The following is a 24,073-nucleotide window of genomic DNA, read 5'->3' on the forward strand; positions in this document are numbered from 1 at the left end:
AGTCAGGCGGAGGCCAGGAGGGAGCGGGGCGTGCACCCGGCGAAGGAACGCATCGCGGCCGTATTCGGCCGGGCCCAGGGCAGCGGCTATCTGCTCACACCGAACCTGGTACTGACCGCCGCACACGTGATCGGCGACTGCGACACCCCACGGGCCGTCGTGCCCGGCGGCACCGGCCCGGTCCGCTGCCGTACGGTCTGGGCGCGCGACGACAGCCGGCGCTGCGACGCCGCCCTGCTGGTCGCCGAGCGGGACCTCGTCGACGTGGAGACCGCGGCGGCCTTCGAGCCGCTCGTCTGGGGCCGCGCCTACGACCTGCGGGCCTGGCCCGGCGCCCAGGCCGTCGGCTTCCCGCAGGTCCAGCGGGACGGGGACGACGAGCTCGACACCGAGCAGATCGTCGGCACCTTCAAGCCGGGCAGCAACCTCATCGGCGGCCGCCACGTCCTCGACAGCGAGCACGCCGCCCCCGAGGAGCCCGGTGGCGGCGGTTCGCCGTGGGCGGGCATGTCCGGCTCCGCCGTCTTCGTCGACGGCCTCCTCGCCGGCGTCGTCTGCGCCGACCCCGGCGGCTGGCGGCACGGACGCCTCACCGTCACCCCCTCGGCCACCCTGTGGTCGCACTTCCGGTTCCTCAGCGAGTGCCTGATGGCGGGCCACAAACCGGAGTCGCGCTCGCTCACCTCGCACCGGCAGCTGGAGGTCGAGGTGTTCGAACAGCGGTTGCGGGACTACCTCGTCGAGAAGGCCGGCGCGCTCACCATCATCGGCCTCACCCTCTCCGACGGCGAGGGCGAGACCTGGCCGCTGGACGCCGCGTACCTCAGCCTCGAACTGGTCGGCGCGGGCGGCCCGGCGGACGGGCAGGGCTTCGAGCCGCCCACCGGCGACCCGGCGGGCCCCGCCCGGTCCGTACCCGCGCCGCAGCGCGCCGAGGAGGCCCTCGCCGGGCAGCGGCGGGTCCTGCTGCGGGGCGCGGCCGGGTCGGGCAAGACCACCCTCCTGCAATGGCTGGCCACCGTCACCGCCCGCGGTGACCTGCCGCCCGGCCTCGGCCACCTCAGCGGCTGCATGCCGCTCACCCTGCCGCTGCGCACCCTCATACGTCAGGGTGAACTTCCGCAGCCCGAGGAGTTCCTGGCCGCCGCGGCCCGGCCGCTCGCCGGGCTGCCCGCCGCGCAGGGCTGGGTGACCCGCCGGCTGGCCGAGGGCACCGCGCTGATCCTGATCGACGGCGTGGACGAGGTCCCCGAGGCCGACCGCCGGCGCACCCTGTCCTGGCTGAAGGACCTCCTGGCCGCATACCCCGACGCGCGCTACGTCCTCACCACCCGGCCCTCCGCCGTGCGCGAGGGCTGGTTGTCGGACGCCGGGTTCACCGAGCTGGAGCTCCAGCCGATGAGCCGGGCCGACGTCGCCGACTTCATCGACCGCTGGCACACCGCCGCCGGGCAGGCGCACGACGAGCGGCTACGGGCGTTCCGCGACTCCCTGACCGCCGCGGTCGTCACCAAACGCGACCTCGGCCGGCTGGCCACCAACCCCCTGATGTGCGCGCTGATCTGCGCCCTCAACCGCTCCCGGCGCGGCTACCTGCCGCACGGCCGGATGGAGCTCTACCGGGCCGCGCTGGAGCTCCTCCTGATCCGCCGGGACCGCGAGCGCGACATCGTCGTCGGCCTGGAGGGCCCGGAGCTGGAACAGGCCCAGACCGCGCTCCTCCAGAAGATCGCGTACTGGCTGATCCGCAACGGCCGTTCCGAGATCGAGTGGGACCGGGCCGTGGAGATCCTCGACCGTGCCCTCCCCGCGATGCCCGCGGTCGCGGCCCGGGGCAGCGCCGAGGAGATCCTGCGCCATCTGGTGCTGCGCAGCGGGCTGCTGCGGCAGCCGACCAGCGAGACCCTGGACTTCATCCACCGGACGTTCCAGGACTACCTGGGCGCCCAGGCCGCCGTCGACGACTGGGACTTCGACCTGCTCGTCAACCACGCCCACGACGACCAGTGGGAGGACGTCCTCCGGATGGCCGTCGGCCACGCCCCGCCGCGCGCCCGCGCGGAGCTCCTCCGCAAGCTGCTGGAGCGCGGCGAGCGCGAGGAGCCCAACCGGTACCGGCTGCACCTGCTGGCCGCCGCCTGCCTGGAGCAGGCGACGGAGGTCGACGCGGACGTCCGTACGCGGGTCGAGAAGGCGGCGGCGGAGCTGGTCCCGCCCCGTGACCAGGAGGCGGCGAAGGCGCTGGCGGCGGCGGGGCAGGTGGTGCTGGACCTGCTGCCGGGGCCGGAGGGGCTCGACGACGTGGTCGCCCACGCGGTGGTCGTGGCGGCGACGGTGGTGGCGGACGACCGGGCTATTCCGTTGCTGGCGCGGTACGCGACGCATCCGTCGGTCCGGGTGCGGGCGCAGCTGGCGTGGTCGTGGGACCGGTTCGACACGGAGCACTACGCGGAGGCGGTGGTCGGCGCGCTTCCCTGGGCCGGTGAGGACTTCGAACAGCTTCAGTTCGTCGCCAAGACGGCGGAGCAGCTGCGCGTGCTCAAGCGCTGGGGCGGACGGCCCCGGATCCAGCTGAACGGGCCGCTGGCGGCGGCCGGTCCGGCGGACCTCGCCACGCCGGCGCTCGTGGACCTGTCCCTCCAGCAGTGCCCGGAGGTCGTCGACCTGCGGACGCTCGGCCACTGCGCGCCGCTGCACGGCCTGTGGATCGGGGCCACGAAGGGGATCTCGCACCTGGCGGAGCTGGACAGCAGCGCGCTGCGGACCTTCCATGTCTCCCTGGACGAGTGCCCGGAAGGACTGGACGTCCTGGCGGACATGCCGGAGCTCACGTCGCTGCGGCTGCACTGGCCCGAGCGCGGGCACCAGCGGTGGCAGACGCTGTCGCTGCCGCCCGGGCTCACCCGTCTCGACCTGGGGCCGGGCCTGTGCGCGGCTCTGTGGTCGGCCGGGGTGCGGGGGCATCACCGCCTCGAAACGGTCGCCTTCCACGCCGTTCCCGACTCGGTCCTGAGGCGGCAGCTCGCCCTGGACGCGCTCGACGAGCTCAGGGCGCTCGAAGTGACGGCGGAGCATCCGGACCTCCTCGACGAGGCGCCCCCGCTGCCCCAGGTGGAGCGGGTGACCTTGACCGACCCCGTCCGGCTGCCGGATCCGTCCCAGCTCTTCCGGGCCTATCCGCGGCTGAAGACCCTCTTCCTGCGGGTGACCACGTCGGACCCCGTCGACCTGGCGGTCTTCCGGGAGCTCGGCCACGCGCTGAAGCTGGACGTCGTCCATCGAGGGCCCCTGCTCAACCAGGACCAGCTCCCCGAGAGCGTCGAACTGACCGCCCAGCCCTGGATCACCTTCTAGCCTCGGCCGGCCGCCGGTCCAGGACGGTCCCCGTCACTCCTCCGAGCGCCCCCGCACCTCCTCCCAAGCCCCCGCCAGCGCCCCCGCCACCCCCGAAGCCGTCAGCGGCGCCCCGCCCAGCGAGCGCGCCGCCAGCCCGTGCAGGTACGCCCCCACCGACGCCGCGTCCAGCCCTCGCAGGCCCGCCGCCAGGAGGGAGCCCGTGACGCCCGAGAGGACGTCGCCGCTGCCCGCCGTGGCCAGCCAGGGGGTGCCCGTGGGGTTGACGCGGACCGCCTTGCGGCCGGGGGCGGCGACGACCGTCGTCGAGCCCTTCAGGAGGGTGGTCGCGCCGAAGCGGGCGGCGAGCTCGCGGGCGGCGGACAGGCGGGCGGACTCGACGCGGGCGCGGGTGACGCCCAGCAGGGCGGCGGCCTCGCCCGCGTGCGGGGTCAGGACGGTCTCCGCGTCCCGCGCCCGTACGGTCTCCTCCGACAGCAGCCGCAGGCCGTCCGCGTCCACCAGGACGGGGACGTCCGAGGCGAGGACGTCGTCCAGGGCCCGGCGGGCCGCCGCGTCGTCGCCGACGCCGGGGCCGACGACCCACGCCTGGACCCGGCCGGCCTTCGACGGCGGGCCCTCCGAGACGAGGGTCTCGGGGAAGCGGGTGACCACGGCGTCCGCCGCCGGGCCCGCGTAGCGGACCGCGCCCGCGCCGCCGTGCAGGGCGCCCGCCACGGCCAGGACGGCCGCGCCGGGGTAGCGGGCGGAGCCGGCCACCACGCCGACCACGCCCCGCCGGTACTTGTCGCTCTCCGCACCCGGGCGCGGCAGCAGCGCCGCGACGTCCGCGTGCTGGAGCGCCTCGGCCGCGGGGACGCGCGGCAGGTGCGGCCCGAGGCCGATGTCGATCAGACGCAGGGCGCCGGCCCGCTCCCGGGCCGGGTCGACGAGCAGGCCCGGCTTGTACGCGCCGAAGGTCACCGTCGCGTCCGCGCGCACCGTCGCGCCGCGCACCTCGCCGCTGTCCGCGTCGACGCCGCTCGGCAGGTCCACGGCGAGGACGAGGGCGCCCTCGGCGGCCGTGACCAGCGCCTCGGCCTCCGGGCGCAGCCCGCCGCGGCCGCCGATGCCGACGATCCCGTCCACGACCAGGTCCGCGCGGCGCACCGCCCGGTCGCCCTCCTCCGCCGAGGCCACCCGGCCGCCCGCCGCCCGCAGCGCGGCCAGGCCGCCCGCGTGGGCCCGCTCCGGGGAGAGGAGCACCGCCGTCACCCCGGCCCCCCGGCGCGCCAGGCGCGCGCCGGCGTAGAGCGCGTCCCCGCCGTTGTCGCCGCTCCCCACGAGGAGCGCCACCCGTGCCCCGTACGTGCGTCCCAGCAGGTCCGCGCAGGCCGCCGCCAGCCCGGCGGCGGCGCGCTGCATCAGGGCGCCCGGGGGGAGCTGTGCCATGAGCGCGCGCTCGGCGGCCCGTACGGTCTCGACGCTGTAGGCAGTCCTCATGCCCCCAGTGTCACCGTCGGGCCCGGCGCCCGCCCCCGAAATGAGGCACCGGACGAGGCACCGGACAGGCCACCGGACGGGACACCGACGAGGCACCGGCGCACGCCCCCGGCGCCCCACCCCTCACGCCCATCCCGGACGTCCTGAGACACTGACGGGGATGAACGAGACTCCGATGCGCGCCCGTGCCCTGGTCGACCTGGCCGCCCTGCGGGCCAACGTACGTGTGCTGCGCGCCCGCGCGCCCCAGGCGCAGCTGATGGTCGTGGTCAAGGCGGACGCGTACGGCCACGGCGCGGTGCCCTGCGCCCGCGCGGCCCGCCAGGCCGGTGCCACGTGGATCGGCACGGCCACCCCGCAGGAGGCGCTCGCGCTGCGCGCGGCCGGGGACGAGGGTCGGCTGATGTGCTGGCTGTGGACCCCGGGCGGGCCGTGGCGGGAGGCGATCGAGGCCGACATCGACGTCACCGTGAGCGGTGTGTGGGCCGTCGAGGAGGTCCGGGCGGCCGTCCGGGCCGCGGGCCGGCCCGCGCGCGTCCAGCTGAAGATCGACACCGGTCTGGGCCGCAACGGCTGCCAGCCCGACGACTGGCCGGAACTGATCGCCGCCGCCCGCGCCGCCGAGGACGAGGGCGTCCTGCGCGTCACCGGCGTGTGGTCGCACTTCGCCTGCGCGGACGAGCCCGGCCACCCCTCCATCCAGGCCCAGCTGCGGGTCTTCCGGGACGCGGTGGCCTACGCCGAGCGGCAGGGCGTGCGGCCCGAGGTGCGGCACATAGCCAACTCCCCGGCCATGCTCACCCTGCCGGAGAGCCACTTCGACCTGGTGCGGACCGGTGTCGCGGCCTACGGCGTCTCGCCGAGCCCCGAGATCGGCACCCCGCAGGAGCTGGGCCTGCGCCCGGTGATGACGCTGTCGGCCTCCCTCGCCTCCGTCAAGCGGGTGCCGGGCGGGCACGGTGTCTCGTACGGGCATCACTACATCACCCCGGGACCCACTACTCTCGCCCTGGTTCCCGTCGGCTACGCGGACGGGATCCCGCGCGCCGGGTCCGGCACCGGGCCGGTGCTGATCGGCGGGAAGTGGCGGACGGTCGCCGGCCGGGTGGCCATGGACCAGTTCGTGGTCGACCTCGGCGGCGACACGGCGCGGGTCGGTGACGAGGCGGTGCTGTTCGGCCCGGGTGACCGGGGTGAGCCGACCGCCGAGGACTGGGCACGGGCCACGGGGACCATCGCGTACGAGGTCGTGACGCGCATCTCGAACCGGGTCCCGCGCGTCTATGTGGGTGAGGACGCGGGCACGGACCCGGGCGCGGGTACGGACAAGAACGTGAACGAGAGCGTGAACCAGCAGCAGAGCTAGGACACGGGGGTCACGGAATGAGCGACAGCGCGAACACGGGCGGGGACATGGCGGCCACGGCCGCCTCCGTTCTCACGGCGGCCACCGCGGCCACGGAGGCCACCGCCTCCGCCGCGCCGGCCGCCTGGCGGCGCGGGGCGGGCGTCGCGGGCGCGGCGCTCGGCGTGGTGGCCGCCGGAGCCGCCGTCGGGGTCGCCGTGGAGCGGCTCACCGTGGGGCGGGGGATGCGCCGTAAGGCACGTCTCGCGCTGGACGCCGCCGGTCCGTACGGGACGCTGCGCGGCACGCCCGGCACCGCGGTCGCCGAGGACGGCACCCGGCTGGCCTACGAGGTCGACGAGGTCGGCCCCGAGCCCGGCCGGCGGTTCCTGGGGCGCCGCCCCGCGCCGCCCGTCACCGTGATCTTCAGTCACGGCTACTGCCTCCAGCAGGACGCCTGGCACTTCCAGCGCGCCGCCCTGCGCGGCGCCGTCCGCACCGTCTTCTGGGACCAGCGCAGCCACGGCCGCTCCGAGCGCGCCCGCACCCCCGGCGTCTCCATCGACCTCCTCGGCCGCGACCTCAAGGCCGTCATCGACGCCGCCGCGCCCGAGGGACCGCTGGTGCTGGTGGGGCACTCGATGGGCGGCATGACGATGATGGCGCTCGCCGCGCACTACCCCGAGCTGATCGCCGAGCGCGTCGTCGGCGCGGCCTTCATCGGCACGTCCGCCGGGCGGCTCGACGAGAACACCTACGGTCTCCCGGCCGTCGGGATGAGTGTGATGCGGCGCGTCCTGCCGGGCGCCCTCAAGCTGATGTCCGCGCAGCCGGAGCTGGTCGAGAAGGGGCGGCGGGCCACCGCCGACCTCTTCGCGGGGATCATCAAGCGCTACTCCTTCGGCGCGGACGACGTGGACCCCGGGGTGGCCCGGTTCGGCGAGCGGCTCATCGAGGCCACCCCCGTCGACGTGGTCGCGGCCTTCTACCCGGTCTTCGCCGAGCACGAGAAGATGACGGCGCTGCGCGCCTTCGACCACCGGCCCGTGCTCGTCCTCGCCGGCGAGCGGGACATGATCACCCCGTACGAGCACAGCGAGGCCATCGCGGAGGCCCTGCCGGCCGCCCGGCTCGTCCGTGTCCCCGGCGCGGGCCACATGGTGATGCTGGAGCAGCCCGCGACGGTCGGCGACCAACTGGCCGAACTGCTGGCGGCGGCCGGCGCGAGTGGCGTACAGGCGGGGCTGCGGCACGCGGCCGGAGCGCGTCGCCGGGGCTGAGCCCCGTACCATCGGCGGGTATGAACGCCCCGAACGCCCGGCCTGACGCCGCAGCCACCGTCGCCACCGCCATCTCCACCACCTCCGCCCAGGTCACCGTCAAGTCCGCCGAGGGCATGCGGGACTTGGGCCGCCGGCTCGCGGCCCTGCTGCGCCCCGGCGACCTGCTGCTCCTCACGGGCGAGCTGGGCGCCGGCAAGACGACCCTGACGCGCGGCCTCGGCGAGGGCCTCGGCGTGCGGGGCGCCGTGACGTCCCCGACCTTCGTGATCGCCCGCGCCCACCCGCCCCTCGGCGACGGCCCGGCCCTGGTCCACGTCGACGCCTACCGGCTGAACGGCGGCCTCGACGAGATGGAGGACCTGGACCTCGACGTCTCGCTGCCCGAGTCGGTGATCGTCGTGGAGTGGGGCGACGGCAAGGTCGAGGAGCTGTCCGAGGACCGGCTGCACGTCGTCATCGAGCGCGCGGAGGGCGCGGACGGGCTCGCGCTGGACGAGGCCGACGACGTCCGCACGGTGACCCTGGCGGGCGTGGGCCCGCGGTGGGCGGGCGTGGATCTGACGCCGCTGGGGTGACGTGGGATCACGTGGGGTGACGCGGTGACACCCGGGGTGTACGGGATCTCCGCGCGCCTCCCCGTATTCCGACAAGCCGTCGGCAAGATGTTGCGCGGGTGGTATCAGGCGTGGTCACATGGAGGCAGAGACACGGTTAGGTCTACCTAACCTTGCCCAGCTGCCCCAGGAGGCATTCATGTCGGCCCACGAGCCTGCTGCCGAGCCTGCTGCCGCCGCGGCCCACGAGAACCGCCGCCCCGAGGAGCTGAGTGGCGCGCGGCGTCCGGCCATGTCGATGAGGGATCTGCTGGCGGCCTGTGCGGCGGCGGACGCGGTGTCGACGCCGCCGCGCGCGCCGGAGGCGCGTGAGGATTCCGAGGACGGGGAGCGGGACGCGGCGTAGTCGCCCGTACGGGGTAAGGGTGACGCCTGCGGCGGGCCTTTTCCTCACCCCGCCCCTGCCTGAACCGGGGCCCTGCCCCGGACCCCGGTGGACGGGCTGAGCTGTCGCCCGGAACGGGCAGGAAGCCACCCCTGGCAGAGGGGAAAGCGGGCCGCGGGCAGGGGCGAAATCCAGCCCGGCCGGCGATTGAGGCCACCGCGCGTAGCGCGGCCGGGGGCCCGGGGATCTCCCCGGTTCCGGGAAGGGGCGGGTAGGGGAAAGATCCGTCCCTACGGGACCACGACCACCTTCGCCCCGTTCACCGCCACATTCCACAGCGCCAGACCGTCCGCCGGCTTCTCCCGGATGCCGCCCGTCTTCTTCGTCGACGCTGGGTCCGGCGAGGACCCGTCCACCGCCGCGCTGAAGCCGAACACCACCCCGTTCGCGTCCCGGTGGAAGCGCACGATGTGCTCGACCCGGGTGCCGTCCGAGCCCAGGCCCGTGGGGTCACGGGAAGTGACCTTGTACGGGCCGACCGGGGGGTTCACGGTGCTGGGGGCGACCTCGAAGGTGCGGGTGACCTTGCCGTCGGGGCCGACCAGCCAGACCCGCTTCTGCGCGAGGGCGTAGACGACGCGGGCGCCGGTGCCGGAGTTCGCGGGGAGCTCGGTCGCGGCCTTCTCCTTGGCGGCCTTGTCCTGGGCCGCCGCGTCCTGACCCTGGTCCTTCTCCTTGCCGGACGGCGAGGAGGCGGACGGGCGCGGGCGGTCGGGCGCGGCCTCGGCCTGGAAGGCGAGGAAACCGACGCCGCCCAGCGCCGCGGCGGTGAGCGCGGCCACGATGATCCCCGAACTGCGTGCCACGGCTGCGCACCCTTTCGTCCTGCGTACGGCTATGCGGCTGACCGTAGCACCCGCGTACGCCCCCGCCGCGCCCTCGGCGCGGGCGGGCGCGGGCACCGCCCGCCCCGTGGCGCGCCGTAGGCTGTCAGTGTGCTGCTGCTCGCTCTTGATACCGCCACTCCCGCCGTCACCGTCGCTCTCCACGACGGCGACAAAGTCATCGCCGAATCGCGTCAGGTGGACGCCCGCAGGCACGGTGAGCTGCTGCTCCCGGCCGTCGACCGGGTGCTCGGCGAGGCCGGCCGCACGCTGGACGCCGTGACCGGCATCGTCGTCGGCGTCGGCCCCGGCCCGTACACCGGCCTGCGCGTCGGCATCGTGACCGCCGCGACGTTCGGCGCCGCGCTGTCCGTCCCCGTCCACGGCCTGTGCTCCCTGGACGGCATCGCCTACGCCGCCGGCCAGGCCGGGCTGGAGGGCGAATTCGTCGTCGCGACGGACGCCCGCCGCAAGGAGGTCTACTGGGCCCGGTACGCCGACGCCCGCACCCGGGTCACCGAGCCCGCCGTGGACCGCCCCGCCGACCTCACCGAGCCGCTCGCGGGCCTCACCGCCATCGGCGCGGGCGCCGTGCTCTACCCCGACGCCTTCACGGACGTACGGGCCGACATGCCCGAGCACCAGTACGCGGGCGCGCTGGCCTCCCTGGCCGCGGAGAAGCTCCGCGCGGGCGGCGAGTTCCTGCCGGACCAGCCGCTGTACCTGCGCCGTCCGGACGCCAAGGTGCCGGCCAACTACAAGGTGGTCACCCCGCAGTGACCGGCACGGTGCGGATCCGCGAGATGCGCTGGTGGGACATCGCGCCCGTGCTGGAGCTGGAGCGGGCGCTCTTCCCGGACGACGCCTGGTCGAAGGGCCTGTTCTGGTCCGAGCTGGCGCACGCCCGCGGCGCGGGCGCCAACCGCCGCTACGTGGTGGCCGAGTGGACCGACCCGGGCGCCGCGCCCGAGACCGCCCCCGGCCCCGCCGAGGGCGGCGCCCCTGGCTCCGGCCCCGCGGGCGTGGCGGGCCGCCATATGAGCGCCACCGACGAGCCGACGGGCGCGGGCGCGTCCGGCACGGGCCCCGGCAGCCGGATCGTCGGCTACGCCGGCCTCGCCGCGATCGACGGCACCGGTGACGTCCAGACCATCGCCGTCGCCTACGACCACTGGGGCACCGGCCTGGGTGCCCGCCTGCTCACCGAGCTGCTCGCCACCGCGACCGCCTTCGAGTGCCGCGAGGTGCTCCTGGAGGTCCGGGTGGACAACACCCGCGCCCAGCGGCTCTACGAACGCTTCGGATTCGAACCCGTCGGTGTCCGCCGCGGCTACTACCAGCCCGGTAACGTCGATGCCCTCGTCATGCGCCTCACCGACCCCGACTCGGCAGTGCGAGGTACCCCCCATGGCCCTGAGAGCTGATGAACCCCTTGTCCTAGGCATCGAGACCTCCTGCGACGAGACGGGTGTCGGCATCGTCCGCGGCCACACCCTCCTCGCCGACGCCGTCGCCTCCAGCGTCGACGAACACGCCCGCTTCGGCGGCGTCGTCCCCGAGGTCGCGAGCCGCGCCCACCTGGAGGCGATGGTCCCGACCATCGAGCGGGCGCTGAAGGAGGCGGGCGTCCGCGCCCGCGACCTCGACGGCATCGCCGTCACGGCCGGCCCCGGCCTCGCGGGCGCCCTGCTCGTCGGTGTCGCGGCGGCGAAGGCGTACGCGTACGCCCTCGGCAAGCCCCTCTACGGCGTCAACCACCTCGCCTCGCACATCTGTGTGGACCAGCTCGAACACGGCGCGCTGCCCGAGCCGACCATGGCCCTGCTGGTCAGCGGCGGCCACTCCTCGCTGCTGCTGGCCCCCGACATCACCTCCGACGTCCGGCCCCTGGGCTCGACGGTCGACGACGCCGCGGGCGAGGCCTTCGACAAGGTCGCCCGCGTCCTGCACCTCGGCTTCCCCGGCGGCCCCGTCATCGACCGCTACGCCCGCGAGGGCGACCCCGACGCGATCCGCTTCCCCCGCGGTCTGACCGGCTCGCGCGACCCCGTCTACGACTTCTCCTTCTCCGGCCTGAAGACCGCCGTCGCCCGCTGGATCGAGGCCAAGCGGGCGGCCGGCGAGGAGGTGCCGGTCGCGGACGTCGCCGCGTCCTTCCAGGAGGCCGTCGTCGACGTCCTCACCCGCAAGGCCGTCCGGGCCTGCACGGACAACGGCGTCGACCACCTCATGATCGGCGGCGGCGTCGCCGCCAACACCCGGCTGCGGGCCCTGGCCGCCCGCCGCTGCGAGGCCGCGGGCATCACGCTGCGCGTGCCCCGCCCGAAGCTGTGCACGGACAACGGCGCCATGGTCGCGGCGCTGGGCGCGGAGATGGTCGCGCGGGGCCGCACGGCGTCCTCGTGGGGGCTGTCGGCCGACTCCTCGCTGCCCGTGACGGAGCCGCACGTCCCCGCGGGCCCCGGCGACCCGCACGGCTCCCACACGCACGACCACGTACACGAACTGAGCAAGAGGAACCTCTACGACGCATGACCGCCCTGCCGCCGCCCCCTCCCCCCGCGCACATACGCACCTGGCCCGACCGCCCGTCCCTGCTCGCCGACCGGGCCCGGGCGATCGGCCACCTCGTCCACGCCCAGCTGGCACCGCAGCGGCTGCTGCTCCTGTGGCTGCTGACCGCCCTGACGATCCTCGGCTGGGTGTTCGCCGTGCTGGGCCTCGAAGCCGCGGCGGACGGCGGCGTGGTCCGCTACGCCCACGCGGCGGCCTTCCTCCTCCTGGCCGGCTGCGCGGCCGTCCCCGCGGTCCTCGGCATCGCCTCCGGCCTCCGCGAGGACCGCCGGGCCCGCGACCGGCTGCGCCGCTGGACGGCCCTGGACCGCGACCCGTACGGCGACCAGGCGTACCGGGCGGCGGGCCTGACCTGGTTCTGGCTGCTGATGTCGCTGCTGCCGTCGGCCGGCGCGGTGGTCGTCGGCTGCGCCTACGTGGCGGAGGTCCTCTCGCGGCCGCCGGGGGAGATCGACGGGTCGACGTACGCCTACGCGGTGGGCTGCACGGGGCCGCTGGCGGTGGCGGGGGCGCAGGGGGTGGCGAAGGCGCTGGCACACCGGCGGTGGACGCGGGGGATGGAGAGCGTGAACGGCGGCCCGGTCCCGCGCCACGGGTGAGCCGCCGGGCGGCGGACCGGCCGGACGCGGTTCCGGCGGGCGTCTTCCGCTAGTCCGGCCGCCATCCGCTCATCCCCGTCGCGTCCATGGTCTCCGCGGCCCCGGCCTCCGCCTCGGACGGGCCGCCCCGCAGGCGTCGCAGGTCCGACGGCCGCACCTGGATCGCCAGCAGCGCGATCACCGCCGCGACCACCGTGAACGCCGCCGCGACGACGAAGGCCGCCGAGACCCCGGAGGTCAGCACCTCGTCCGACCACGGGCGCGGCAGCTGACCCGTGCGCTGGAAGGCCAGGCGCTCCGGTGGGGTGGCGGTTTCGAGGAAGCGGGGGACCTGGGTGCGGGCCTCGTCGCGGCTGGCCGTGCCGAAGACCGTGACCAGGATGGACAGGCCCAGCGAACCGCCCACCTGCTGGGTGGCGTTGAGCAGGCCGGACGCCGCGCCCGACTCGTGTGCGGGGACGCCGGAGACGGCCATCAGGGTGAGCGAGACGAACTGCATGCCCATGCCCAGGCTGAAGACGAGCATCGGGCCGAGGACGCTGCCCAGGTACGTGGAGTGGACGTCGGTGAGGGTCAGCCAGCTCAGTCCGCCGGCCGCCAGGATCGCGCCGGCCACCATGAAGGGCTTCGGCCCGTAGCGCGGCAGGAGCTGGGAGGCGATGCCCGCGCCGACGGCGATGACCGCGCTGACCGGCAGGAAGGCGAGCCCGGCCCGCAGCGGGCTGAAGCCCAGGACGTTCTGCACGAACAGGGTGAGGAAGAAGAACATGCCGAAGATCGCGGCGGCGAGGCTCAGCATGATCCCGTAGGTGCCCGCCCGGTTGCGGTCGGCGAACATCCTCAGCGGGGTGATCGGTTGCTTCGAACGCGACTCGACGAGGACGAACGCCGCGAGGAAGAGGAGCGCCGCGCCGAACGAGGCCAGGGTGATGCCGTCCCGCCAGCCCTCCTGGGCGGCGCGGATGAAGCCGTAGACGAGCAGGGCCATGCCGCAGGTCGAGGTGAGGGCGCCGGTGAGGTCGAAGTGGCCGGGGTGGCGTTCGGACTCGCTGATGCAGCGGGGCGTGGCGAGGGCGATGAGCAGGCCGATGGGGACGTTCACGAAGAGCACCCAGCGCCAGTCCAGCCACTCGACGAGGATGCCGCCCGCCAGCAGGCCGATGGCGCCGCCGCCCGCGGACACCGCGGCGAAGACGCCGAACGCCCTGTTGCGGGCGGGGCCTTCGGTGAAGGTGGTGGTGATCAGGGCGAGCGCGGTCGGTGAGGCGATCGCGCCGCCCACGCCCTGGAGCGCGCGGGCGGCGAGCAACTGGTGGGAGTCCTGGGCCAGGCCGCCGAGCAGGGAGGCGAGGACGAACAGCAGCACGCCGAAGACGAAGACCCGGCGCCGGCCGAGGATGTCACCGGCCCTGCCGCCGAGGAGCAGCAGTCCGCCGAAGGTGAGGGTGTAGGCGTTGACCACCCAGGCCAGGCTGGTGGTGGAGAAGTGCAGTGCGCTCTGGATGTGCGGCAGGGCGATGTTCACGATGGTGATGTCGAGGACCACCATCAGCTGGCACGAGGCGATGACGAGGAGCGCGGCGCCGTTGCCGCGCGCGTGTGCGGTGCCGGGCCCCGGATCGCCGGGGCCCGTGGCCGGAAGTGGTGTCGGCTGGGAGTTCGTCATGGCGGTGGTGCGTCCTGCGCGCGCGAGCGCGCCGTGGCCCGGCCCACGAAGACTTCGTGGGCCCGCGGAAGGGTGCGGTTCGCACCCTTCGTCCACCGTAAGGCCGCTACCCGGAGGCGGCCATTCGAGTGACGGGGGTGGGCGCTACGCGCGCGCCGGGTGCCCCAGCAGCATCGTCGGGGCACCGGCCACCCGGGTGAGCAGGATCGTGCAGGAGTTCGCGCCGTCGAGCTTGAGCTTCTTGCGGAGCTCCTCCGGCTCCACCGCCGAGCCGCGCTTCTTCACGGTCACGACGCCGACCTTCCGCTCGCGCAGCAGCGCCTTGAGCTTCTTCAGGTTGAAGGGCAGGACGTCGGTGATCTCGTACGCCGCGGCGTACGGCGTCTCCACCAGGTGGTCCGATGTCACGTACGCGATCGTCTCGTCGACGAGCCCGCCCGACACCCGCTCCGCGACGTCCGCGACCAGGTGCGCGCGGATCACCGCGCCGTCCGGCTCGTAGAGATAGCGGCCCACGGGGCGCACGGCCGGGTCCGGGAGCCCGGCGCCCACCAGTGTGTGCGGGCCGGGCAGCAGCGTCGCGCGCCGGGTGCCCGGGGCCGTGCCGAACCAGAGCACGGCCTCCTTCACATCGCCGCCGTCCGAGATCCACTCGGCCTCGGCCTCCTCCGGGACGGCCTCGTGGGGGACACCCGGGGCGATCTTGAGGGCGGCGTGCGGGGCCTTGAGCGCCGCCCCGACCGCCCAGGAGAGCGGCGGCGAATACGCCTCGGGGTCGAAGATCCGGCCCCGGCCGCCCCGCCGCGCGGGGTCGACGAAGACGGCGTCGTACCCCGCGGTGTCGATCTCCGCGACATCCGCGCGGCGCACCTCGATCAGCTCCGCGAGCCCCAGCGCCTCGGCGTTGGCCCGGGCGACCTCGCACGTCAGCGGGTCGCGGTCGACGGCCAGGACGCGGATGCCCAGCCGGGCCAGGGCGATCGCGTCGCCGCCGATGCCGCAGCAGAGATCGGCCACCGAACGGATGCCGAGCCCGGCGAAGCGGGCGGCGCGGTACTCGGCGACGGACTTCCTGGTGGACTGCTCGACGCCGTTCGGGGTGAAGAACATGCGGTACGCGTCCTCGGGGCCGAACTTCGCGACCGCGCGCTGCCGCAGCCGGGCCTGCCCGAGGGCCGCCGAGACCAGCTCGGCGGGGTGGTCCCGGCGCAGCCGGGTCGCCGTGGCGAGCTCCTGGGCGGGGTCGTGGTCGCGGAGCCCCGCGAGGAGCTGCCGGCCCTCGTCGGTGCGGAGGGCGGCGAAGGCGTCGAGGCTGGCAGCGGTCTGCGTGTTCGGTGCGGGCACGTGTCTCATTCTCGCCGACGGCGCGCCCCGGACGGAGGACCGGACGGGATCGTCACTCGAATACATGAACAACAATCGGAAGGGTGAGCCCCTCCATATCCGGCCTCCGGGCCCCCCGCCGCCGTCTCCGTACCACCGGTCCCGCCTGCGCCGCGGCCCTGCTCCTGGCCGGACTGCTCGCGGGCTGCTCGGGGTCGCCGGGATCCTCCTCCGGCCCGGACGAGGCGGCCGGCTCGCCCTCCCGTACGGGCACGGGCGCGGCCTCCCCGAGCGCCGCGCCGGATCCGGAGACCTACCGCCGCTGGGGGCTCGACAAGCCGCTCGCCGCGCCCCCGAAGCCGCCCGCGGCGAAGCTGACGGACGGGATGCGGCCGGGCGACGCGCCCAAGGTCGTCAAGCGGGTGCCCACCCAGGACAAGGTCGTCTTCGTGACCTTCGACGACGGGGCCGAGAAGGACCCCGAATTCGTGAAGATGGCCAAGGACCTCAAGCTGCCGTTCTCCATGTTCCTCACGGACGACATCGCCCGCGCGGGCCGCGGCTACGACTACTTCGAGCAGCTGCGGGGCGAGGCGGGCGCCGGAGGGAAGCGCAACGGCGTGCACAACCACACCCTCTCGCACCCCAACCTCCGCACCCTGTCGCCCGAGGCACAGCGCCGGGAGGTGTGCGGGCAGCAGGAGGCGCTGGAGAAGCGGTTCGGCACGCGCCCGCCCCTCTTCCGCCCGCCCTACGGCAACCTCGACGACGCCACGCTGACGGCCGCGGGCGGCTGCGGTGTGAAGGCGGTCGTGCTGTGGGAGGCGACGATGCAGATCAACGACATGCGCTACGCGGACGGCGGCAAGCTGCGCGCGGGCGACATCGTGCTGGCGCACTTCCGCGGGCCGCGGGAGCTCAAGGGCACGTCCATGACCGAGCACGTCACCAACATGCTGCGCAGCATCCAGCGGCAGGGGTTCACGGTGGCCCGCCTGGAGGATTACGTGTAGGGCCGGGCGCACGGAGCGGCGCCGTGGGCGCCGTGCGGGGAATCCGGAGGATTACGACCCCCGGCGCGCGGGCAGATCCACCTCCGCGCCGGGACGCCGGGGCGCGCCGCCCCGACCGGCCGGAACGCCGTGCGCGCACCCCGCGCGACGCGGCCGGGCCCGCTCCGGAACCCGCCCGGCGGGTGCTTACCCCCAGGGGTGAAATGCGAGCCCGCCGCACGGCGAATTGGCACTCCGCTTGACCGAGTGCTAACCGCGTCATAGTCTCGGCTCCGTTGGCACTCTCCACTCGGGAGTGCCAGCCGCAGCGACGGGCAGGATCCGGCACCCGCGACGACGGATGCTCCTGGTCGCCACCTCAGACAGATAACCCCGTGAGATCTCCGAAGGGGGAGGTCGGATCGTGACGACCACCAGCTCCAAGGTTGCCATCAAGCCGCTCGAGGACCGCATCGTGGTCCAGCCGCTCGACGCCGAGCAGACCACGGCCTCGGGCCTGGTCATTCCGGACACCGCCAAGGAGAAGCCCCAGGAGGGCGTCGTCCTGGCCGTGGGCCCGGGCCGCTTCGAGGAGGGCAACCGCCTTCCGCTCGACGTCTCCGTCGGCGATGTCGTGCTCTACAGCAAGTACGGCGGCACCGAGGTGAAGTACAACGGCGAGGAGTACCTCGTTCTCTCGGCTCGCGACGTTCTCGCGATCATCGAGAAGTAAGCCGGGGGTCCGGGGGTCGCTCCCCGGGCCGGTGCTGCACCCCGTTTGATGTGATCTGTGCCCTGGTCCCCGTGTCATTTCGACAATTGGGCACCAGGGCGCAGTTCGTTTGAGAGGACTTGAAGCAACTCATGGCGAAGATCCTGAAGTTCGACGAGGATGCCCGTCGCGCCCTCGAGCGCGGCGTCAACAAGCTGGCCGACACGGTCAAGGTGACGATCGGCCCCAAGGGCCGCAACGTCGTCATCGACAAGAAGTTCGGTGCCCCGACCATCACCAACGACGGTGTCACCATCGCGCGCGAGGTCGAGCTCGACGACCCGTACGAGAACCTGGGCGCCCAGCTCGTCAAGGAGGTGGCGACCAAGACCAACGACATCGCGGGTGACGGCACCACCACCGCGACCGTGCTGGCCCAGGCGCTGGTCCGCGAGGGTCTGCGCAACGTCGCCGCCGGCGCCTCCCCGGCCGCCCTGAAGAAGGGCATCGACGCCGCGGTCAAGGCCGTCTCCGACGAGCTGCTCGCGACCGCCCGTCCGATCGAGGACAAGTCCGACATCGCCGCCGTCGCCGCCCTGTCCGCCCAGGACAAGCAGGTCGGCGAGCTCATCGCCGAGGCGATGGACAAGGTCGGCAAGGACGGCGTCATCACCGTCGAGGAGTCGAACACCTTCGGCCTGGAGCTCGACTTCACCGAGGGCATGGCCTTCGACAAGGGTTACCTGTCCCCCTACATGGTGACCGACCAGGAGCGTATGGAGGCCGTCCTCGACGACCCGTACATCCTGATCCACCAGGGCAAGATCGCCTCGATCCAGGACCTGCTGCCGCTGCTGGAGAAGGTCATCCAGGCCGGCGCCAGCAAGCCGCTGCTGATCATCGCCGAGGACGTCGAGGGCGAGGCGCTCTCCACCCTCGTCGTCAACAAGATCCGTGGCACCTTCAACGCCGTGGCCGTCAAGGCCCCCGGCTTCGGTGACCGCCGCAAGGCGATGCTCGGCGACATGGCCACCCTCACCGGTGCCACCGTCATCGCCGAGGAGGTCGGCCTCAAGCTCGACCAGGCCGGTCTGGACGTGCTGGGCACCGCCCGCCGCGTGACGATCACCAAGGACGACACCACCATCGTCGACGGTGGCGGCAACTCCGGTGACGTCGAGGGCCGCGTCGCCCAGATCAAGGCCGAGATCGAGTCCACGGACTCCGACTGGGACCGCGAGAAGCTCCAGGAGCGCCTCGCCAAGCTCGCCGGTGGCGTCTGCGTCATCCGCGTGGGTGCGGCCACCGAGGTCGAGCTCAAGGAGAAGAAGCACCGTCTGGAGGACGCCATCTCCGCGACCCGCGCCGCGGTCGAGGAGGGCATCGTCTCCGGTGGTGGCTCCGCGCTCGTCCACGCCGTCAAGGTCCTCGAGGGCAACCTCGACAAGACCGGCGACGAGGCCACCGGTGTCGCCGTGGTCCGCCGCGCCGCCGTCGAGCCGCTGCGCTGGATCGCCGAGAACGCCGGCCTCGAGGGCTACGTCATCACCTCGAAGGTCTCCGAGCTCGACAAGGGCCAGGGCTTCAACGCCGCGACCGGCGAGTACGGCGACCTGGTGAAGGCCGGCGTCATCGACCCGGTCAAGGTCACCCGCTCCGCCCTGGAGAACGCCGCCTCCATCGCCTCCCTGCTGCTCACGACCGAGACCCTGGTCGTCGAGAAGCCGGCCGAGGAGGAGGCCGAGGCCGGTCACGGCCACGGTCACGCCCACTAGTTCCGGTACCCCCGGCTGGTCGCGCGCCTGACGCACCGAGGCCCGGCACCCCTTCGGGGGGTGCCGGGCCTCGGCCGTTTCCCGTACCGGCTACTTCGGTCCGTACTTACGGCCCGTCGTGGACGACGCCCGCGACACGACCCGGTGCGGCGCCAGCTTCATCAGGCCCGTGATCGCCTTGTACCGGGGGTCCGGAACGGACAGCGTCTTGCCGTGGCCCAGGTCCCGCAGCGCCGCCCCCACCAGCTTGTCCGCGTCCAGCCACAGCCAGCCGGGCACGTTGTCCGTCCCCATGCCGGCCCGCTCGTGGAACTCCGTCCGCACGAAACCGGGGCACAGCGCCATCAGCCGCACCCCGCTGCCGGCCATGTCCCGCGCCACGCCCTGGGTGAACTGCACGACCCACGCCTTGCTCGCCCCGTACGTGCCGCGCGGCACGAACGCCGCCACGGAGGCGACGTTGATGACCGCGCCCCGGTGGCGCTCGCGCATCGCCTCGGTCGCTGCGGCCGTCAGCCGCAGCACCGCCTCGCAGTGCACCTTGAGCATCTTCAGCTCGTCGGCCATCGAGACCTCGAGGAAGCGGCCCTTGTTGCCGAAGCCCGCGTTGTTGACCAGCAGGTGCACCGGGCGCGCGGGGTCACGGAGCCGGTCCTCCACCGCCTCGATGCCCTTGTCCTCGGACAGGTCCGCGGCGAGCACCTCCACCTCCACGCCGTGCCGGTCGTGGAGTTCGGTCGCCTGCTCGCCGAGCCGCTCCTCGTTACGGGCCACCAGCACGAGGTCGTGGCCCTCGCCCGCCAGCCGGCGGGCGAACGCGGCGCCGATCCCGGCGGTCGCGCCTGTGATCAATACAGTCGTCATACCGGCACGTTAGAGCCCGGCGGCGCCGGGCGTGCCGCCGCGGTCCCTTCGGGGTGGATCTTCAAGCCATCGTCAGGCGCTCGCCCGGTAGGCCAGCGCCTTCTCCCGAGTCGCCTCGGGGAGCGCGTCACCAGCAGCCAAAACGTCGGGCAGCAGGGTCCGTTCCGTGGTGCTCGCGCGGAACAGGAAGGAGACCGTGACGGAGTGGGCGGGGCGGTGGACGACCGTGACGGGATCACCCGCACGGACCTCCCCGGGGGTTATCACCCGAAGGTAGGCGCCGGGGACCGCGGCCTGGGTGAAGCGCTTCATCCAGCCCTGTTCGCCCAGCCAGTCGGCGAACATCCGGCAGGGGATGCGGGGTGACGTCACCTCCAGCACCAGCTCCGGGCCGACGCGCCAGCGCTCGCCGACGAGCGCGCCGCTGACGTCGATCCCCTGGGTGGTGAAGTTCTCGCCGAAGGTCCCGTCGGGCAGCGCCCGGCCCAGCTCCCGCTGCCAGCGGTCGAGGTCCTCGCGGGCGTACGCGTAGACGGCCTGGTCGTCGCCGCCGTGCAGGTGCAGGTGGGTGATGGTGTCGCCGGCCAGTCCGCTGCCGCCCACGCCCCGGGGGCCGGGCGCGGCCACGGCGACGGGTCCGGCCACCGGGCGCTTGTCGATGCCGGTGCGCAGACCGGGCGTGAAGCCGGTGAGCTCGTCGGTGGTGTCACGGCCGACGTTCACGGAGAGCAGCGAGGGCGCGGGAGAAGGCGAGGGTGAGGGCAAGGACACGGAAGGCGAAGACATGGCCAAAGGCTAGGGGAGACCCGTACAGGGTCTCAAAGGTATTTGGCGTCATTTCACTCCGGGTCCAAGGTGGTCTTATGCTCAAGGCATGATCGAGGCTCGTCATCTGAGGGTGCTGCGCGCGGTGGCCGCCACCGGTTCGTTCTCGGCCGCGGCCCGCGAACTGGGCTGCACCCAGCCCGCCGTCAGCCAGCAGATGAAGGCCCTGGAGCAGTCCGCGGGCACCCCGCTGCTGATCCGCACGGGCCGGGAGATGCGGCTGACCCAGGCCGGCGAGGCCCTGGTGCGGCACGCCTCCGGGATCCTGGCCGGGCTCACCGCGGCCGAGGAGGAGGTCGCGGCGATCGCCGGGCTGCGGGCCGGGCGGGTGCGGATGGTGTCCTTCCCCAGCGGCAGCTCGACGCTGGTGCCCGGCGCGCTGGCGCAGATGCGGGCGGCGCACCCGGGTACCCGGGTCTCCCTGGTCGAGGCCGAGCCGCCGCGGTCGGTGGAGATGCTGCGCGAGGGCGACTGCGAGATCGCGCTGGCCTTCCGCTACCCCGAGGTGCGCGGCTCGGACCCGGCCGCGGGCACGGAGTGGGAGGACCTGGTCGTCCGGCCGCTGCTGACCGACCGCCTCGTGGGCGTGGTGCCGGAGGGGCACCGGCTGGCGGGGGCCGAGCGGATCGGGATGGCCGAGCTGGCCGACGAGTCGTGGATCGCGGGCTGCCCGCGCTGCCGGCGGCACCTGGTGGAGGTGTGCGAGAGCACCGGCTTCACCCCGCGGATCGACTTCGCGACCGATGACTATCCGTCGGTGTTCGGGCTGGTCGGGGCGGGTCTCGGGGTCGCGGTGATGCCCGAGCTGGCGCTGGCGGCGGTCCGGCCGAAGGGCGCCCGGACGGTACCGGTCGAGCCGGTGGTGCAGCGCGAGATCGTGGCCCTCACCCTGCCGGACCTGGCCAGGGTGCCGGCGGTCGCGGCGATGCTGGACGAACTGGTGGCGGCGGCCGCGCGCTAGCGGCTGCGCGCCCGGCGGCTCCGGCGGCGGCTCTGTGACCGGCTCCGGCGCCGGTCCTGTCAGCGGCTACGCGGCGGCGGCGGTCGTGCCGAGGTCCCGGTGCCGGCTACGCACCGGTGGTGCTCATGACGAGGCCCCGGTGACGGTCAGGCACCGGTGGCACTTATGGCGGTGTCCCGGTGGCGGCTAGGCACCGGTCGTACTCACGGCGATGACCCGGTGTCGCGCGCGGCCCATGAGCTCCTCACGCTCGTCCTCGGTCAGGCCGCCCCACACGCCGTAGGGCTCCCGTACGGCCAGGGCGTGCGCCGCGCACTCGGCGCGTACCGGGCAGCGCATGCACACCTCCTTGGCCGAGGTCTCGCGCGCGCTGCGGGCCGCGCCGCGTTCGCCTTCGGGATGGAAGAACAGAGAGCTGTCGACCCCGCGGCAGGCGGCCAGGAGCTGCCAGTCCCACAGGTCGGCGTTGGGACCGGGAAGGCGGGAGAAATCTGCCATTGCTATCCCCTCGAAGCGATCCTCCGGGGCGACCCGCCGGAGGATCCGGCGCGGTGACCCGGTACGAGCGATCAGATGCGGACGCACTACCTGTGCCCTTACAACCGCCAAGCAAGCGGATGTAAATATGACTGATTGCGAATCTAGTCATAGACACCGGCAAATGGGAAGAAAAACTGCTCCGCGTGGGCAAATGGGGCATCGCTTGCGCGCCGGGAAGGGCGCCCCCAATGCGCCCTGCTCCGTGTCCGCGCCCTCACGTAGAGTGCCGAAGGTGGCCGACCGAGCCCGTAACTCTTTCGGGTGACCGTCGTTGAGAGGGCGGAGGCGGTTGACGGATGAAGCAGTCGGGCAGATGTCCGAACTGACCCGAGAGTCGTCGATCGCACAGGTGACGATCAGTACCAGCCTGGAGGCTCAAGGTGACGCGCATCAGCTGCGGAGGACGGTCATGACATCCGTCCTCGTCTGCGACGATTCCCCGCTTGCCCGAGAGGCGCTCCGCCGTGCGGTGGCGACCGTGCCCGGCGTCGAGCGTGTGACGACGGCGGCCAACGGCGAGGAAGTCCTCCGCCGCTGGGGCGCCGATCGTTCGGACCTCATTCTGATGGACGTACGGATGCCCGGACTCGGCGGTGTGGAGACGGTGCGCCGGCTGCTCTCCGCGGACCCCGGCGCCCGCATCATCATGCTCACGGTCGCCGAGGACCTCGACGGTGTCGCGCTCGCGGTCGCCGCCGGGGCGCGGGGCTATCTGCACAAGGACGCCTCGCGTGCCGAACTGCGGGCCACCGTGACGCAGGCCCTCGCCGACCCGACGTGGCGGCTCGCCCCGCGCCGGCTGCGGTCGGCCGAGATGGGGGCGGCGCCCACGCTCACCGCGCGGGAGATCCAGGTCCTCGAAGGAATGAGCCACGGCCGGTCCAACGCCGAGATCGGCCGTGAGCTGTTTCTCTCCGAGGACACGGTGAAGACCCACGCGCGACGTCTGTTCAAGAAGTTGGGTGCATCGGACCGGGCGCACGCCGTGGCGCTCGGATTCCGCTGGGGCCTGGTCCGCTAGGCGCCTGACGTGCAGCGCAGCGGGGGAGTGAGGCACCCCGTCCGTCGCGCGACGGACGGGGCGGACCACTGCGGCCGTCCGGTCCGCTGCACGTTTCCCGCGCGCTGCCGCATCCTTGGAGTATGGAGTTCCTCGGGGACGGCTCGGTCGGGCGTGATGGGAGGGCGCGGGAGATGACTGCCGGCGCACCCGCTCACAACGCATCGGTACAGGACTACGGACGGGACCACGGACGGGAGAGCGGACTCGGTGCCGCGGAAAGTCCGGTTTCAAGGCACCATGGACCGATGCGCGACGACGATACGACGGGACCCCCCGCGGCCACCGCTCCCGGGGAGATCGGCGCCCTCGTCGCCCGCGCGGTCGAGGGCGACCGGAGGGCGACGCACGATCTGCTGGCCCTGGTCCACCCCCTCGCGCTGCGCTACTGCCGCACCCGGCTCTCCCGGCTCCCGGGTGACGCCCGCCACTTCGTGGACGACCTCGCGCAGGAGGTCTGCCTCGCCGTGCTCTGCGCCCTGCCGCGCTACCGCGACACCGGGCGCCCCTTCGAGGCCTTCGTCGTGGCCATCGCCGCGCACAAGGTCGCCGATCTCCAGCGGGCCGCCATGCGCCACCCCGGTTCCACGGCCGTCCCCTCGGACGAGATGCCCGAGCAGCCGGACGACTCGCTCGGCCCCGAGGAGCGCGCGCTGCTCAGCAGCGACGCCGAGTGGGCCAAGAAGCTGCTGGCCAATCTCCCGGAGAACCAGCGCGAGCTGGTCCTGCTGCGGGTCGCCATCGGCATGACGGCGGAGGAGACGGGCCAGATGCTGGGCATGTCGCCGGGTGCCGTGCGGGTCGCCCAGCACCGGGCGCTGAGCAGGCTCCGGGCGCTCGCCGAGCAGTGACCGGCGCGGTGATCCGAGCGGTGGGAGGGCGGTGCCCGGAAGGT

The 24,073-nt window shown here is 73.8% G+C and carries 22 protein-coding genes; 15 read left to right on the forward strand and 7 right to left on the reverse strand.

Annotation, left to right across the window (positions count from 1 at the left end):
* Nucleotides 1-30: 30 nt before the first annotated feature.
* Nucleotides 31-3,354 (forward strand): serine protease, encoded by a 3,324-nt coding sequence (locus SMD11_RS19150; RefSeq protein WP_087927600.1) that lies wholly within the window; start codon nucleotides 31-33, stop codon nucleotides 3,352-3,354.
* A gap of 33 nt (nucleotides 3,355-3,387) precedes the next feature.
* On the opposite strand, the gene SMD11_RS19155 is transcribed toward SMD11_RS19150, so the two are convergent.
* Complete coding sequence (locus tag SMD11_RS19155) at nucleotides 3,388-4,836, reverse strand: NAD(P)H-hydrate dehydratase (protein WP_087927601.1); 1,449 nt, start codon at nucleotides 4,834-4,836, stop codon at nucleotides 3,388-3,390.
* Nucleotides 4,837-4,996: 160 nt separating this feature from the next.
* On the opposite strand from SMD11_RS19155, the gene alr reads away from it, so the two are divergent.
* From alr to SMD11_RS19175, 4 genes are all read left to right on the forward strand, one after another.
* Nucleotides 4,997-6,202: an alanine racemase gene (gene alr, locus SMD11_RS19160; RefSeq protein WP_087927602.1), complete on the forward strand. Its 1,206-nt coding sequence runs from the start codon at nucleotides 4,997-4,999 to the stop codon at nucleotides 6,200-6,202.
* A 47-nt stretch (nucleotides 6,203-6,249) separates the two neighbouring features.
* Nucleotides 6,250-7,461: an alpha/beta fold hydrolase gene (locus tag SMD11_RS19165; protein ID WP_087930603.1), complete on the forward strand. Its 1,212-nt coding sequence runs from the start codon at nucleotides 6,250-6,252 to the stop codon at nucleotides 7,459-7,461.
* Between the two features lie 20 nt (nucleotides 7,462-7,481).
* Entirely contained in the window at nucleotides 7,482-8,039 is a 558-nt protein-coding gene (gene tsaE, locus SMD11_RS19170; protein ID WP_087927603.1) for a tRNA (adenosine(37)-N6)-threonylcarbamoyltransferase complex ATPase subunit type 1 TsaE, read from the forward strand.
* A gap of 178 nt (nucleotides 8,040-8,217) precedes the next feature.
* Nucleotides 8,218-8,424 (forward strand): hypothetical protein, encoded by a 207-nt coding sequence (locus SMD11_RS19175; protein WP_087927604.1) that lies wholly within the window; start codon nucleotides 8,218-8,220, stop codon nucleotides 8,422-8,424.
* A gap of 269 nt (nucleotides 8,425-8,693) precedes the next feature.
* Here SMD11_RS19175 and SMD11_RS19180 read toward each other — a convergent pair whose 3' ends face one another.
* Entirely contained in the window at nucleotides 8,694-9,269 is a 576-nt protein-coding gene (locus tag SMD11_RS19180) for a hypothetical protein (protein ID WP_087927605.1), read from the reverse strand.
* A gap of 129 nt (nucleotides 9,270-9,398) precedes the next feature.
* Here SMD11_RS19180 and tsaB point away from each other — a divergent pair, with 129 nt between their 5' ends.
* Genes tsaB through SMD11_RS19200 form a run of 4 tightly spaced genes read left to right on the forward strand, consistent with a single transcriptional unit; the run spans nucleotide 9,399 to nucleotide 12,460 of the window.
* Nucleotides 9,399-10,067, forward strand: a complete 669-nt coding sequence (tsaB, locus tag SMD11_RS19185) for a tRNA (adenosine(37)-N6)-threonylcarbamoyltransferase complex dimerization subunit type 1 TsaB (protein WP_087927606.1) — start codon at nucleotides 9,399-9,401, stop codon at nucleotides 10,065-10,067.
* Nucleotides 10,064-10,711: a ribosomal protein S18-alanine N-acetyltransferase gene (gene rimI / locus SMD11_RS19190; RefSeq protein WP_087927607.1), complete on the forward strand. Its 648-nt coding sequence runs from the start codon at nucleotides 10,064-10,066 to the stop codon at nucleotides 10,709-10,711. The genes tsaB and rimI overlap by 4 nt, the downstream gene beginning before the upstream one ends.
* Nucleotides 10,695-11,822, forward strand: a complete 1,128-nt coding sequence (tsaD, locus tag SMD11_RS19195) for a tRNA (adenosine(37)-N6)-threonylcarbamoyltransferase complex transferase subunit TsaD (protein ID WP_087927608.1) — start codon at nucleotides 10,695-10,697, stop codon at nucleotides 11,820-11,822. Before rimI ends, tsaD begins: the two co-directional genes overlap by 17 nt.
* On the forward strand, nucleotides 11,819-12,460 hold the full coding sequence (locus SMD11_RS19200) for a hypothetical protein (protein ID WP_087927609.1): 642 nt from the start codon (nucleotides 11,819-11,821) through the stop codon (nucleotides 12,458-12,460). The genes tsaD and SMD11_RS19200 overlap by 4 nt, the downstream gene beginning before the upstream one ends.
* A 49-nt stretch (nucleotides 12,461-12,509) precedes the next feature.
* On the opposite strand, the gene SMD11_RS19205 is transcribed toward SMD11_RS19200, so the two are convergent.
* Nucleotides 12,510-14,126 carry an MFS transporter gene (locus SMD11_RS19205; protein WP_087927610.1) on the reverse strand — a complete coding sequence of 539 codons (1,617 nt, stop codon included), beginning with the start codon at nucleotides 14,124-14,126 and terminating at the stop codon, nucleotides 12,510-12,512.
* 144 nt (nucleotides 14,127-14,270) lie between these two features.
* Complete coding sequence (locus SMD11_RS19210; protein WP_087927611.1) at nucleotides 14,271-15,479, reverse strand: THUMP-like domain-containing protein; 1,209 nt, start codon at nucleotides 15,477-15,479, stop codon at nucleotides 14,271-14,273.
* A gap of 74 nt (nucleotides 15,480-15,553) precedes the next feature.
* On the opposite strand from SMD11_RS19210, the gene SMD11_RS19215 reads away from it, so the two are divergent.
* From SMD11_RS19215 to groL, 3 genes are all read left to right on the forward strand, one after another.
* Nucleotides 15,554-16,462 carry a polysaccharide deacetylase family protein gene (locus SMD11_RS19215; protein ID WP_199843909.1) on the forward strand — a complete coding sequence of 303 codons (909 nt, stop codon included), beginning with the start codon at nucleotides 15,554-15,556 and terminating at the stop codon, nucleotides 16,460-16,462.
* Nucleotides 16,463-16,865: 403 nt separating this feature from the next.
* Nucleotides 16,866-17,174, forward strand: a complete 309-nt coding sequence (groES, locus tag SMD11_RS19220) for a co-chaperone GroES (protein ID WP_087927613.1) — start codon at nucleotides 16,866-16,868, stop codon at nucleotides 17,172-17,174.
* 131 nt (nucleotides 17,175-17,305) lie between these two features.
* Nucleotides 17,306-18,928: a chaperonin GroEL gene (groL, locus tag SMD11_RS19225; protein ID WP_087927614.1), complete on the forward strand. Its 1,623-nt coding sequence runs from the start codon at nucleotides 17,306-17,308 to the stop codon at nucleotides 18,926-18,928.
* A 90-nt stretch (nucleotides 18,929-19,018) separates the two neighbouring features.
* On the opposite strand, the gene SMD11_RS19230 is transcribed toward groL, so the two are convergent.
* Both SMD11_RS19230 and SMD11_RS19235 read right to left on the reverse strand, forming a co-directional pair.
* Nucleotides 19,019-19,792 carry an SDR family NAD(P)-dependent oxidoreductase gene (locus tag SMD11_RS19230; protein WP_087927615.1) on the reverse strand — a complete coding sequence of 258 codons (774 nt, stop codon included), beginning with the start codon at nucleotides 19,790-19,792 and terminating at the stop codon, nucleotides 19,019-19,021.
* A gap of 72 nt (nucleotides 19,793-19,864) precedes the next feature.
* Nucleotides 19,865-20,578: an MOSC domain-containing protein gene (locus tag SMD11_RS19235; protein ID WP_087927616.1), complete on the reverse strand. Its 714-nt coding sequence runs from the start codon at nucleotides 20,576-20,578 to the stop codon at nucleotides 19,865-19,867.
* An 88-nt stretch (nucleotides 20,579-20,666) separates the two neighbouring features.
* On the opposite strand from SMD11_RS19235, the gene SMD11_RS19240 reads away from it, so the two are divergent.
* The gene (locus SMD11_RS19240; RefSeq protein ID WP_087927617.1) at nucleotides 20,667-21,578 is read left to right on the forward strand and encodes a LysR family transcriptional regulator; all 912 of its coding nucleotides are present in this window, start codon (nucleotides 20,667-20,669) and stop codon (nucleotides 21,576-21,578) included.
* A 186-nt stretch (nucleotides 21,579-21,764) separates the two neighbouring features.
* Here the strand turns inward: SMD11_RS19240 and SMD11_RS19245 are convergent, their stop codons facing one another.
* Nucleotides 21,765-22,076, reverse strand: coding sequence for a WhiB family transcriptional regulator (locus SMD11_RS19245; RefSeq protein WP_087927618.1), 312 nt, complete (start codon nucleotides 22,074-22,076; stop codon nucleotides 21,765-21,767).
* Between the two features lie 451 nt (nucleotides 22,077-22,527).
* Between SMD11_RS19245 and SMD11_RS19250 the strand changes: the two genes are divergently transcribed.
* Nucleotides 22,528-23,139: a response regulator transcription factor gene (locus SMD11_RS19250; RefSeq protein WP_003948568.1), complete on the forward strand. Its 612-nt coding sequence runs from the start codon at nucleotides 22,528-22,530 to the stop codon at nucleotides 23,137-23,139.
* Nucleotides 23,140-23,426: 287 nt separating this feature from the next.
* Nucleotides 23,427-24,029: a sigma-70 family RNA polymerase sigma factor gene (locus tag SMD11_RS19255; protein ID WP_087927619.1), complete on the forward strand. Its 603-nt coding sequence runs from the start codon at nucleotides 23,427-23,429 to the stop codon at nucleotides 24,027-24,029.
* Nucleotides 24,030-24,073: the final 44 nt, after the last annotated feature.

The organism is Streptomyces albireticuli (genome assembly GCF_002192455.1).
GTDB lineage: Bacteria > Actinomycetota > Actinomycetes > Streptomycetales > Streptomycetaceae > Streptomyces > Streptomyces albireticuli_B.